The following is a 12,412-nucleotide window of genomic DNA, read 5'->3' as shown; positions in this document are numbered from 1 at the left end:
CTAGGAAGCCTTCCGTGCGGAGGCGAGGGCACCTTCGACGTCGGCCAGGAGTTCCTTCCAGCTGGCCACGAACTTGTCCAGGCCTTCGGATTCCAGGATCGCGACGACGTCGTTGTAGGAGACGCCGAGGTTCTCCAGGGCGTCGAGGGTGGCATTGGCCTCGGCGTAGGTGCCGCTGATGGTGTTCCCGGTGACCACGCCGTGGTCGAAGGTGGCATCCAGGGTCTTCTCGGGCATGGTGTTCACCACGCCGGGGGCGACGAGCTCGGTGACGTAGAGGGTGTCCGGGTAGGCCGGGTCCTTCACGCCGGTGGAGGCCCAGAGCGGCCGCTGCGGGCGGGCGCCGGACTGGGCCAGCAGGTTCCAGCGTTCGGTGGCGAAGAGCTCTTCGTAGACCTGGTAGGCCAGGCGGGCGTTGGCGACGCCGGCCTTGCCCTTGAGGGCGAGGGCTTCATCGGTGCCGATGACGGTCAGGCGCTTGTCGATCTCTGTGTCCACGCGGGACACGAAGAAGGAGGCCACGGAGTGGATCTTGGAGAGGTCGTGGCCGTTTTCCTTGGCCTGTTCCAGGCCTGACTGGAAGGCGTTGATGACGGCGCGGTAGCGCTCCAGGGAGAAGATCAGGGTCACGTTGACGCTGATGCCCTCGGCCAGGGTGGCGGTGATCGCCTCAAGGCCTTCCGGGGTGGCGGGGATCTTGATCAGGACGTTGTCCTTGTTGACCTTCTTGAACAGGTGCTTAGCCTCGGCGATGGTGCCGGCGGTGTCCCAGGCCAGGCGGGGGTCCACCTCGATGGAGACGCGGCCGTCCACGCCGTTGGTGGCTGCTGCCACGGGGGCGAAGAGGTCGCAGGCGTCGGCGACGTCGGTGGTGGTGATTTCGAAGATGGTGTCTTCGATGCTGGCACCGGCGGCGGCCTGCTTGGCGATGGTCGCGTCGTAGTCGGTGCCGGCGGTGATGGCGGCGTGGAAGATGGAGGGGTTGGTGGTCACGCCAACCACGTTCTTCTCTTCGATGAGCTTGGCCAGGGTGCCCGTTTCCAGGCGTCCGCGGGACAGGTCGTCAAGCCAGATGGAAACTCCGGCGTCGGAGAGCTGCTGGGTGGGAGTAGTCATGATGGTTTATCTCCTCAAGTGTTCTGGGTTTAGGCCTGGAGGCCGGCGAGGGAGTCCTTGGCGGCGGCGGCGACTGCCTCCGCGGTGATGCCGAACTCCTGGAAGAGGCGCTTGTAGTCGGCGGAAGCGCCGTAGTGCTCGAGGCTGATGGAACGGCCGGCGTCGCCGACGAATTCCTTCCAGCCCAGGGCAAGTCCTGCTTCGACGGACACGCGGGCCTTGACGGCGGCGGGCAGGACGGATTCGCGGTAGGCGGCGTCCTGCTTGTTGAACCATTCAACGCACGGCATGGACACGACGCGGGCGGCAATGCCTTCGGCCTGCAGGGTTTCGCGGGCCTTGACGGCGAGCTGGACCTCGGAGCCGGTGGCGATCAGGATGACCTCGGCCGGGACGGTGGCACCGTCCTTGGACGCCTCGGCCAGGACGTAACCGCCCTTGGCAACACCGGCGGTGGAGCCGAAGGTGTCACCGGAGGCTACGCCCTCGCCGCGTTCCCAGGTGGGGATGTTCTGGCGGGTCAGGACGATGCCGGCCGGGTTGTCGTGGTTTTCCAGCATGGTCTTCCAGGCAACTGCCACTTCGTTGGCGTCACCGGGGCGGACGACGTCCAGGCCCACGATGGCGCGCAGGGAGGCGAGCTGTTCCACCGGCTGGTGGGTGGGTCCGTCCTCGCCCAGGCCGATGGAGTCGTGCGTCCACACATACAGGGACGGGACTCCCATCAGCGCGCCCAGGCGGATCGCCGGGCGCTGGTAGTCGCTGAAGATCAGGAAGGTGCCGGAGAACGCACGAGTGCGGCCGTGCAGGCTGATGCCGTTCACGATCGACGCGGCGGCGTGTTCGCGGATGCCGAAGTGCAGGACCCGGCCGTAGGGGTTGCCGGACCATGCATCGGTCTGCTTGGACGCCGGGACGAACGAGGGCGAACCTTCGATGGTGGTGTTGTTGGACTCGGCGAGGTCGGCGGAGCCGCCCCAGAGTTCGGGAAGGACCGGGCCGAGGGCGTTCAGGACCTTGCCGGACGCGGCGCGGGTGGAAACGTCCTTGCCGGCCGGGAAGACCGGCAGGGCCGCGTCCACATCGTTGGGCAGTTCCTTGGCCTCGATGCGCTGCAGCAGCGCGGCGGCCTCGGTGTTGGCGGCCTGCCAGGCGTTGAAGGACTCTTCCCATTCCTTGCGGGCTGCGGCGCCGCGGTCCACCACGGAGCGGGCGTGGGCCAGGACTTCCTCGTCAACCTCGAAGGTCTTGGCGGGGTCGAAGCCCAGAACCGTCTTGAGCGCTGCGACTTCCTCGGCACCCAGTGCGGAACCGTGGATCTTGCCGGTGTTCTGCTTCTTCGGGGCCGGGTAGCCGATGATGGTGCGCAGCGAGACGATGGACGGCTTGGAGGTCTCGGCCTTCGCGGCGAGCAGCGCGGCGTAAAGCTCCTGGACGTCTTCCTTGTACTCGCCGGTCTTGGTCCAGTCCACACGCTGGACGTGCCAGCCGTAGGCCTCATACCGCTTCAGGACGTCCTCGGTGAAAGCGATGTCGGTATCGTCCTCAATGGAGATGTGGTTCTCGTCGTACAGCACAACGAGGTTGCCCAGTTCCTGGTGGCCAGCCAGAGAGGAAGCCTCGGCCGTAACGCCTTCCTGCAGGTCGCCGTCGGACGCGATGACCCAGATGGTGTGGTCGAAGGGGCTGGTGCCCGGGGCGGCGTCGGCGTCGAACAGGCCGCGCTGGCGGCGCTGGGAGTAGGCAAAGCCCACCGAGGAGGCCAGGCCCTGGCCCAGCGGGCCGGTGGTGATTTCCACGCCGGCGGTGTGCTTGTATTCCGGGTGGCCGGGGGTCAGAGAACCCCAGGTCCGCAGCGCCTGCAAGTCCTTCAACTCCAGGCCGTAGCCGGAGAGGAACAGCTGGATGTAGATCGTCAGCGACGTGTGGCCGGGGGAGAGGATGAAGCGGTCACGGCCGATCCAGTCCGGATCCCGCGGATCGTGGCGCATCAGCTTCTGGAACAGCAGGTAAGCGGCCGGAGCCAGGCTCATCGCAGTGCCGGGGTGGCCATTGCCAACCTTCTCCACGGCATCGGCGGCCAGCACGCGGACGGTGTCCACGGCGCGCTGGTCCAGGTCGGTCCAAGACAGTTCTTGCTCTTCCAAATGTGGCACGAAAACCGGGCCCCTCTCTGTGCTGATGGCAGGCGGCACACCGGGTCCGAGTAAAGGCACGCTGTGTGGCGCCCGCTGCGGTGTGTACCAGCCGTTCACCATCGAAACGTTGATCTCTCACTCAGCCACTTGCAATCTGGGAATGCGTTTTCCACCGCTTCCCTGCTGCGTGCTGATCTGGTGACAGCTTAGCTCCATTCCAAAGTCCGGGCAGCGCAAATCTCAGGATTTGGACGCAATTTCCCCTTATATGAATCAGCCTGAAGTGAGCCTGAGTTAATCTGCTCGAATTGGCACCCGAGCGATCAAGTGCGCATATCAGCGGGCAGGTGGGAGGGTGGCGGCACGGTATGATATTCGGAGGCCAATGCCGGGCAGCGGACCTTTCCAGCCGTCCGTAGCTGCACCGCCAGACACAACTGCCACACAGAACGGGTGACTGCCACCGTGAGCACAACAGATACGCCGCTGAACGCATCCCGGTCGTCAGGTGCCGGGTTTGCCCGTAAGGCCAAGGCGTATCTCGCCCTCACCAAACCCCGCGTTATCGAACTGCTGCTGGTCAGCACGCTGCCCACCATGATCTACGCGGAGCGCGGCTTCCCCTCCATCGGACTGATTCTGGCCACTCTGGTGGGCGGTGCCTTCGCGGCAGGCAGTGCCGGTGCCTTCAACTGCTACATCGACCGCGACATCGACAAACTGATGCACCGCACCGAAAACCGTCCGCTCGTGACCGGCGAGGTCACCCCGCGCGAGGCACTCGTGTTCTCGTGGGTCCTGGGGGCAGCGGCCATCGCCATCCTATGGTTCGGGGCCAACCCGTTGTCCGCCTGGCTGGGCCTGGGCGCCATCTTCTTCTACGTGGTGATCTACACGATCATCCTCAAGCGCCGCACCGCACAGAACATTGTCTGGGGCGGCGCCGCAGGCTGCTTCCCCGTGCTGATTGCCTGGGCGGCAGTAACCAATACCGTGGAATGGCCCGCCATCATCCTCTTCATGGTGATCTTCCTCTGGACGCCGCCGCACTACTGGCCGCTGTCCATGCGGTACGGCGAGGACTACCGCAACGCAAAGGTGCCCATGCTGGGAGCCATCGCTGGCGCCAAGGTGGTCTCTGTCCAGGTGGTCCTCTACGCCTGGGCCATGGTGGCCTGCTCGCTCCTCCTGGTTCCGGCCGGCGGTGCGGGATGGGTCTACACGGCAACCGCGGTCCTCGCCGGTGCATGGTTCCTGTACGAATCACATTCCCTGTACAACCAGGCCCAGCGTGAAGAGATCTCCGGCAAGCGTGCCATGAAGGTCTTCCACGGTTCCATCAGCTATCTGACCCTGCTGTTCATTGCGCTGGCTGTTGACCCGTTCATCGGTCCGGCCGTTATGGGAGGCTAAGTCCGGCGCCTGTCGGCACGGACCCGCTTTCCCCCGTCGCAGCGGGACTAAACCTGCGTCTGGTCTGCATCTTCGGCGCGAAGCGCATTGTGGAACTGATTGGCATCTCCTGGCGGAAACCGTCGATGTCACCTTCCAAAGCGAACGCAGCCAACTTCTCGTGCTCAACGGCGATTTTATGGAGGTCGCTGCAAGTTCAATGGTCGACCGAGAAATAGAGACGCAGTCTGCTCTCCAGGCCGTTCCATAGGGTGCAGGGCTGCGTTCCCCGAGAATTGCTTCCCCAGTTCACGATCTCGTCACTTGTCGATGACGCACTCCTGCGGGTACCTCCGTGAGTTTTGATGAATCTTCATGTGTAGACATTGGCTCCGCGATCCATCTACGATTGTCAACAATTGACAACGCGACAAAAGGAGAACTTTATGCGTCCGTACGTGTACGTGCCTGCGGCCAAAATCCTCGGGGAGCTCGAGCCCAATGGTCACCGTCCTGGCTACGACTCGGGCGACCCGAAGACGTCGATCCTGAAGTTCGACACCGCCATCAAGACGGGTGTCTGGGAGTGCCAGCCCGGAGGCTGGGATGTGACTCCTCGGGAAGACACCGAGGTGTGCTACATCGTGAGCGGCCGCGCAACCGTTACCGACGGCGCCACCGGCACCAGCTACGAGATCTCCGGTGGTGACGTGATCGTGCAGCCCAAGGATTGGTCGGGCCGCTGGGTGGTGACCGAAACCATTCGCAAGGTTTACTGCCACGGCTTCGACTGAGCGCCGACCCGCCTGACACGATCCTGACGTGCGGGCCGCTCCCTCATCGAGGGTGCGGCCCGTTCGCGTTTTCGGCGCGGTTCCCCGGGGACGGCTTCCCGCCGCGAGCCGGGGCGGGGAGCTAGCCCGCGGTGCTTCCTTTGCTTAGTGCAAGAAGTTTCAGGTCGCGCGAAACAGCTTCTATCGCGGCGGCCCGGCTAGCAGTTTTTCTCTTAGCTGCACGTTTTCAGCTCGGTCGTGCGTGATGGATGGATGACCCGTGAAGAGAGATACCTGCAGGCGTCCCGGGCAGGTAATGGGAGAGGGGATCATGGAACACCATCTCAGGCCCTCGAGGGGTTGGGGCTCCGGCAGGGGATGGTTTTGGAGCCGTTGAACTCGGATCCGTGGGCGCAATGGATGTGGCTTCAGTCATCGCAACGCACCCAGTTGAAAATGAGTAGCGAGAACGATCGAGCCCAGGGCAAGGATCCCGGCAATGACCTGCAACAGCGGCAGGCAGGATTTTTCGTTGCTGCCTGTGCTTGCGGGGCGCCGTTGAACCTGCAGGACAGCACTGGAGCTGGTCACTATGCCGGCTGCGGTGACTACTATCAGGATGAGCACTACGCCCACGCCCCCCAGTATCCGGAAAGGCGCTCGTCTCCTCCACTGGCGGGGTTAAGAAGCCCCTTTGCACCTTTGGTGGGTCCCGGCTTTAAAGCGGTAAAGTGGCGCCGGCGGGCTCTGCATGCAGATGAACGACGACTTTGTCGCATCTCTCTTGACCTTTCTCGCAGATCGTAGATTGTCAACAATAGTACACCGGCGGCGTCTCCGTCACTACATATGCGGGAGACCGGCGCCCTGGCGCCGGTCTCAGTGGTCGCTCCTGCCAGTTGTCAGCTGTCCCCGCCGGGTCAGGCTGACGAGTTCCGGGAGCGTGTGTTAGTCAGTCGGGCGTGGAGCCACGTTGTAGAAGCGGATTGTTTCGAATTCTTCGAACCTTCGGCGCTTCCGCGTCCAAGGCCTGACTGCGTGATGCCGCCGACGAGCGCAGGAGCGTTGGACGGGACGCCTTGGTTGATGCCCACGATTAGCCGGCCGGTCGGGGCGAAGAAGTGGCCTGCCGAGTCGCAGCCGGTTGATGCGGTTGGCTCCAATGCAGGACTGTCCGCCATTGCGCAGCTTCGCGGCGAACGTTCCATCCACCGCAGGCTGAAGGTTATACAGTTTCCGCCAAGACCGGGCGCGGCGCTCCGGCTTTCAGTCGCGGCAGTCGGGCCAGAGCTGCTCGCCGTCTTGAATGCAGTTACCGGAGTTCCATGCCTGTGGAGCAACGTTTGGAGTCCATCTTCCGCTGGGGTAACCGGGCCCGCCCGGCGCTTTGACGTCCGTGCCCGTGCATGCTGGCCTGCCGAGGGCCTGGCGCTCTGCTATGCGTTTCATGTCAGGCCGCTGGGCGGTCAGTGGTGCTGCCGCGGACGACGGATATTACTTCCAGCGCTGCTGTTTGCTTCATAGCTCTTCCTGCCCCACGAATATCGCTTGTTGCCTAAGGCGCCGGCGGAGCGGTTGGTCCCGTCGGGTGTGCTGCTGGAATCAGCATGCCCCCGCCGCATCAAGACTTCCCCTGGTTCTTGATAGTGCAAGTGCAATTCTTGGGCAGAATCAGGCAAGCATCATGCGCCGGCGCTGGACGGACACGGCATGACAGCAATTGTCATATCGATCACGTTTTATGTCACTGTTCATGACTGTCTGCCTACTCTGGAATGGATCCTGCCCGCAAGCAAAAGGAAATCCATGGCACAGGCATTCGATCCCACAACCGCTCCGAGTCACAGTCCGCCAGCAGCTAAACCCTCCGGAGGCACGAACAGATCCCGGACCCCGCACTTCCTCAAACACCTCCGCGCGGACGTTCCGGCGTCGCTGGTGGTGTTCCTCGTCGCCCTGCCGCTGAGCCTGGGCATCGCCGCGGCCTCTGGCGCACCAATCATGGCCGGCCTTATTGCTGCCGCCGTGGGCGGCATTGTGGCCGGCAGCCTGGGAGGTTCACCCCTCCAGGTGAGCGGGCCCGCCGCCGGATTGACGGTCATCGTGGCCAGCCTGGTCCAGGAATTCGGCTGGCAGGTGACGTGTGCCATCACGGCCGCCGCCGGCGTCGTCCAGCTGCTATTAGGTATCAGCCGGGTCGGCAGGGCGGCACTGGCTGTCTCGCCTGTGGTTGTGAAGGCGATGCTCGCCGGCATCGGCATCACGATCATCCTGCAGCAGATCCACGTCCTGCTCGGCTCCCGGCCGGCTGGTTCGGCCATGGAGAACCTGACTGCCCTTCCGGCGGCGGTCACCAATCTCGAGCTCCACCCCGCACTGCTCGGCCTCGCCGTCGTGGCCATTCTTCTGGTGTGGAAGCACCTGCCGCCGGCAGTGCGGCGGATTCCGGGGCCGCTGGCCGCCGTCGCCGCCGGAACTGCCCTGTCCGTTGCCTTCGCGCCCGCCGTTGAGCGTATCTCCTTTTCCGGTTCGATTTTCGACGCCGTTGCCCTGCCCCAGCTGCCGGACGGCAACTGGCGTGCCGCAGCATTTGCCGTCCTCTCCATGGCGCTGATCGCCAGCATCGAATCGCTTCTGTCCGCCGTCGCCGTCGACAAGATGCAGACCGGACCACGCACCAACCTGAACCGGGAACTGATGGGCCAGGGAGCAGCCAACATTGTCTCCGGTTCCCTGGGCGGGCTTCCCGTCACGGGGGTCATCGTGCGCAGCGCCACCAATGTGGAAGCGGGTGCCGCCACACGGGCATCGGCCGTCCTGCACGGTGTATGGGTCCTGACCTTCTCGGCCCTCTTCGCCGGCCTTATCCAGCTGATTCCGATGGCTGTCCTGGCCGGCCTGCTCGTGGTGATCGGTGCCCGGCTGATCAAGGTGGCGGACATCCGCACCAGCCTCCGCACCGGAGACTTCCTGATTTACGCCGTCACGCTGCTCTGCGTCGTCTTCCTCAACCTGCTGGAAGGCGTCCTGATCGGACTGGCGCTGGCCGCGGCCAGCGTGCTGTGGCGGGTGCTGCGCTCGTCCGTCCAGGCGCACCAGCCCGTGGCACCGTCGGTCCTGTGGCGGATCACCATCACCGGCTCCTGCAGCTTTTTCGCCCTGCCGCGGCTGAACCGGGTGCTGCATTCAGTCCCGGAGCGTAAGGACATTGTGGTGGAACTGAACGCCGACTACCTGGACCATGCCTTCCGTGAGGCGGTGCTCGCCTGGCGCCGCCAGTACGAGGCCGCCGGGGGCACCGTCCATGTTGAGGAACACGGCAACAGCCTCTTCCGCGATGCGGCGGACCAGGCCCCCAAGCGGCAGGAAGCCAGCGAACTCCCGCTGCCACCCAGAGGCTCGTGGCAGGCGGGGGGACTGCCGGAGGAGGCCGGGCAGGACCCGCGGCGTTCGCTCCTGATGGGGATCAGCAAATACCACCGCCGCTTCGCGGACAAGGTCCGGCCCATGGTGCAGGACCTGGCGGAAGGCCAGAACCCGGACGCGCTGTTCATCGCCTGCGTGGATTCGCGCGTGAACCCCAACCTGATCACCAGCAGCGGCCCGGGCGACCTGCTGACGCTGCGGAACATCGGGAACGTGGTGTGCCATGACGGGCAGGATGCCTCCATCGATTCCGCCCTGTCCTTTGCCGTTAGAGGCCTGGGCGTGAAATCAATCGTGGTTTGCGGGCATTCGAACTGCGGGGCCATGAAGGCTGTCATCGCGGACGCCGGCGGCAACACTGCCACATCCCTCGGTGCAGGGTTTGACGCCTGGCTGGAACACGCGCGGCCAAGCTACGAGGAGCTGCAGGCGGGGCACCCGGTGGCGTTGGCTGCAGCCGGGGCCGGCTACGGCGAAGCGGACCAGCTGGGGATGGTCAACGTGGCGGTGCAGCTTGCGAAGCTGGAAACCCACCCGGTGATCGGTCCCGCGCTGGCAAGGGGTGCCGTGCAGGCAACGGGCCTGTTCTACGATATCGCGACGGCGCGCGTGCTGCTGGTCAACGCATCCGGGATTGAGTTCCTGGATGCGGCCCCTGCTGCGGAATTGGCGAACGCCGGGCCGGTGCGTTGACCCCGGGTGAAAGTAGCGGCCCCTGACGCGAAGCGCCCCGGTTCCTTGGAACCGGGGCGCTTCGCACTTTGCTGACTTGTCGTGGAGTCCTACTCCACCGGGCTGGAGCGGGCGATGTCCCAGGCGTTCGTGGCTGCGGACATGAGCAGCGCCGCCCCCAGCATGTGGGCGGCCACGAGCAGCACCGGAATGCCGTTGTAGTACTGGGTGAAGCCGATGACTGCCTGCAGGACCGTCACGCCCAGGAGTCCCAGCACGGCAGTCCGGAACGGGCCGGTGATGCCGCGCATGAACACCAGCGCCAGGGCCACGGCCGTACCAGCGGTAATGAGGTACGCCGGAACGGCGTGGATGTGGGAGAACAGGTCCCAGTCAAGGCCGTTCCGCGGCGCGTCCGCGTCGCCGGCGTGGGGACCGGCTCCCGTCACCACCACGCCGAGCATCACGGCAAGGGCGGAAAAAAGCGCGACGGCGGACGTCACCGGGCGCATGATTCCCGGCAGGGCGCGGTGCCGGTAGGCCATGAACCTGCCGGTCCTGCCAAAAGCCCGGTTCACCAGCAGGGTGGCAAACACCACCAGGGCCATCGACACCAGGAAGTGCAGGCCCACCACCCAGGGGTTGAGGTTGGTCAGGACGGTGATCCCGCCGATCACTGCCTGGGCGGGGATGCTGGCGAGCAGGCCGAGGGCGAGGAGGAAGAGGTCCCTGCGTTCCTTGCGAAGGTTCCACAGATAGACCAGCATGAGGGCGGCGACGGCGGCCAGCGCAAAAGTGAGGAGCCGGTTGCCGAATTCGATGAAGCCGTGGATGCCCATCTCAGGGGTGTTGACCAGCGACGTTTCCGTGCAGCGCGGCCAGGTGGGGCAGCCAAGGCCGGAAGAGGTCAGCCGGACGGCACCGCCTGTGACCACGAGAAGTGTCTGGCCGATCAGGGAGGCGACGGCGAGGCGGCGCACCCGGGCGTCCACGGTGCGGGGCAGCCTTGATACCAGGCGCCCGGCCAGTTGGGGTAGGCGTGAAGCCGTGCTCACGATTATCTCAATTCCACTTGAACCAACGGATGGCTGCTGCCCCGGCGACCAGGGTCCAGAGCAACAGTATGAGGGCGGCGCCGGCGTTCAGGCCGCCGCCAAGGAATGCCTCGCGCAGGGATTCGCCCAAAGCGCCCGACGGCAGGAAGCCGACCAGAGACTGGGCAGCTGCCGGGAGCTTTTCGGCGGGCAGAACAATGCCGCCCAGGGCACCCAGGAGGATCCACAGCAGGTTGGTGATCGCGAGGGTGGCCTCCGGCCGGACGGTCCCCGCCACCAGCAGGCCCAGCGCAGTGAAGGCGGCCGCGCCCAGTGCCAGCAGCGCCAGCCCGGGAAGCCAGCCCACCGCCGGCGGCTGCCAGCCCAGCGCCAGCGCCACGGCAGTGACCACTGCAACCTGCAGGCACAGTACCGCCAGGACCGAGAGCGCCTTCCCGGCAATGAGTCCGCCGCGGCCCAGGGGAGTGGTGGACAGAAGGCGGAGCACGCCGTAGCGGCGGTCGAAACCGGTCGCGATGCCCTGCCCGGTGAAGGCCGTGGACATGGCGCACAGGGCCAGGATGCCTGGAACGGCCACATCGATCCGGCTCGCGCCCATTCCGTCCAGGAATGGCGTCACGGTCAGGCCGACCAGGGCAAGCAGCGGCAGCACAACGGCCAGGATCAGCTGTTCCCCGTTCCGCAGCATCGCCAGCGACTCGTACTTGCCCTGCAGCAGCACGCGCCGCAGCAGGGTGGCAGGCTCCTGCTGGCCGGCAGGTCCGGTCAGGACTGCGTCGGCGGGGTTCCGGGTCATCGGATGTCCTTTCCCGAAATATCCAGAAAGACGTCTTCAAGGCTACGCGCCTGCAGGCTCATCGAACCCGGCATGATGTCATGCGCTTCCCACCATGCGGCAAGGGCGGCGAGATGGTGGGGTGTCAATGCACCCGTGACGCAGTAGCTGCCGGCCCGGTCCTCGGTCACATCGATGCCGGCCGGCAGGACCGTGGAAAGGTCAAGCCCCGGGGGTGCTTCAAAAAACAGTGTCCGGACGTGTTCGGCACCTGCCTCTACCTCCGGGGCGCGCTGTAGCAGTTCCTGCACTGTTCCCTCGGCAACGTTCCGGCCGCCGTCAATGATGTAGACGTAGTCCGCAAGGCGCTGGGCGTCATCCATGAGGTGGGTAGTGAGGATGATTCCCATCCCGGCGTCGCGGAGCTCCGCAATGAGGTCGAACACCAGCTGCCTGGACTGGGGGTCCAGGCCCGCGCTGGGCTCGTCGAGGAAGAGGACTTCGGGCCTGCCGATCAGGGCAGCCGCAAGGGCCAGGCGCTGCTTTTGCCCGCCGGAAAGCCTGCGGACCGTCGTCCGGTTGAAAGTATCAATCCCCAGGCGCTGAACCAGCTCATCCACCGGCCAGGGCCGGGCATACAGTCCGGCAAGGTGGCGCAGCAGCGGAATAGGGCGTGCCGACGGCGGGAGCCCGCCATCCTGGAGCATGACACCAACGCGGGACCGCAATCCGGCCCCTGCCGTGGCGGGATCCTGCCCGAGCAGCGAGATACTGCCGCCGGTGCGTTTCTGCAGGCCCTGGGCGCATTCAAGGGTGGTGGTTTTTCCTGCCCCGTTGGCCCCGAGCAGTGAGGTGACCTGTCCCCGTTCGGCGGTCAGTGAAACGCCGCCGACCACCCGGAGCATCTTTCCGTCCAGGCTGGGCAGCGGACCAACATCCTTAATGAGCCCGCTGATGGACAGAACAGGGGATTGGGGGGAACGCACCCCAGTATTCTACGGGAAGTAGTACTAGCTGCTGTCCTGCCGGAGCCCGGGCTGAGGTCAGCCTGTCCTTACTGGAGCG

General features: G+C 65.3%; 9 protein-coding genes. 3 read left to right on the top strand and 6 right to left on the bottom strand.

Going from position 1 to position 12,412, the window contains the following annotated elements:
• Both tal and tkt read right to left on the bottom strand, forming a co-directional pair.
• Positions 1–1,116 (bottom strand): transaldolase, encoded by a 1,116-nt coding sequence (tal, locus tag AC5RUO_RS09300; protein WP_494103324.1) that lies wholly within the window; start codon positions 1,114–1,116, stop codon positions 1–3.
• Positions 1,117–1,145: 29 nt separating this feature from the next.
• Positions 1,146–3,263 (bottom strand): transketolase, encoded by a 2,118-nt coding sequence (gene tkt / locus AC5RUO_RS09295; RefSeq protein WP_494103323.1) that lies wholly within the window; start codon positions 3,261–3,263, stop codon positions 1,146–1,148.
• Positions 3,264–3,707: 444 nt separating this feature from the next.
• Between tkt and AC5RUO_RS09290 the strand changes: the two genes are divergently transcribed.
• Positions 3,708–4,667, top strand: coding sequence for a heme o synthase (locus tag AC5RUO_RS09290; RefSeq protein ID WP_494009083.1), 960 nt, complete (start codon positions 3,708–3,710; stop codon positions 4,665–4,667).
• 425 nt (positions 4,668–5,092) lie between these two features.
• The gene (locus tag AC5RUO_RS09285; RefSeq protein WP_494009084.1) at positions 5,093–5,440 is read left to right on the top strand and encodes a cupin domain-containing protein; all 348 of its coding nucleotides are present in this window, start codon (positions 5,093–5,095) and stop codon (positions 5,438–5,440) included.
• A gap of 411 nt (positions 5,441–5,851) precedes the next feature.
• Here AC5RUO_RS09285 and AC5RUO_RS09280 read toward each other — a convergent pair whose 3' ends face one another.
• Positions 5,852–6,055, bottom strand: coding sequence for a hypothetical protein (locus AC5RUO_RS09280; RefSeq protein ID WP_494103322.1), 204 nt, complete (start codon positions 6,053–6,055; stop codon positions 5,852–5,854).
• 1,170 nt (positions 6,056–7,225) lie between these two features.
• On the opposite strand from AC5RUO_RS09280, the gene AC5RUO_RS09275 reads away from it, so the two are divergent.
• Positions 7,226–9,538 carry a SulP family inorganic anion transporter gene (locus AC5RUO_RS09275; protein WP_494103321.1) on the top strand — a complete coding sequence of 771 codons (2,313 nt, stop codon included), beginning with the start codon at positions 7,226–7,228 and terminating at the stop codon, positions 9,536–9,538.
• A gap of 89 nt (positions 9,539–9,627) precedes the next feature.
• Here AC5RUO_RS09275 and AC5RUO_RS09270 read toward each other — a convergent pair whose 3' ends face one another.
• The 3 genes from AC5RUO_RS09270 to AC5RUO_RS09260 are packed head-to-tail and all read right to left on the bottom strand — an operon-like array spanning position 9,628 to position 12,333.
• A complete protein-coding gene (locus tag AC5RUO_RS09270) occupies positions 9,628–10,572 on the bottom strand; it encodes a COX15/CtaA family protein (protein WP_494103320.1) in 945 nt (314 codons plus the stop codon).
• A 7-nt stretch (positions 10,573–10,579) separates the two neighbouring features.
• A complete protein-coding gene (locus tag AC5RUO_RS09265) occupies positions 10,580–11,368 on the bottom strand; it encodes an ABC transporter permease (RefSeq protein WP_494103319.1) in 789 nt (262 codons plus the stop codon).
• A complete protein-coding gene (locus AC5RUO_RS09260; RefSeq protein ID WP_494103318.1) occupies positions 11,365–12,333 on the bottom strand; it encodes an ABC transporter ATP-binding protein in 969 nt (322 codons plus the stop codon). The genes AC5RUO_RS09265 and AC5RUO_RS09260 overlap by 4 nt, the downstream gene beginning before the upstream one ends.
• Between the last annotated feature and the right edge of the window lie 79 nt (positions 12,334–12,412).

This window comes from Arthrobacter sp. Y3221087, assembly GCF_059089905.1.
Note: the sequence above shows the minus strand (reverse complement) of the source record. Positions and strands in the feature narration are given on the sequence as shown.

Excerpts from the sequence above, each read along its gene's own strand:
- AC5RUO_RS09265 (WP_494103319.1), bottom strand. The coding sequence starts at position 11,368 with ATGACCCGGAACCCCGCCGACGCAGTCCTGACCGGACCTGCCGGCCAG.
- tal (WP_494103324.1), bottom strand. The coding sequence starts at position 1,116 with ATGACTACTCCCACCCAGCAGCTCTCCGACGCCGGAGTTTCCATCTGG.
- AC5RUO_RS09285 (WP_494009084.1), top strand. The coding sequence starts at position 5,093 with ATGCGTCCGTACGTGTACGTGCCTGCGGCCAAAATCCTCGGGGAGCTC.
- AC5RUO_RS09275 (WP_494103321.1), top strand. The coding sequence starts at position 7,226 with ATGGCACAGGCATTCGATCCCACAACCGCTCCGAGTCACAGTCCGCCA.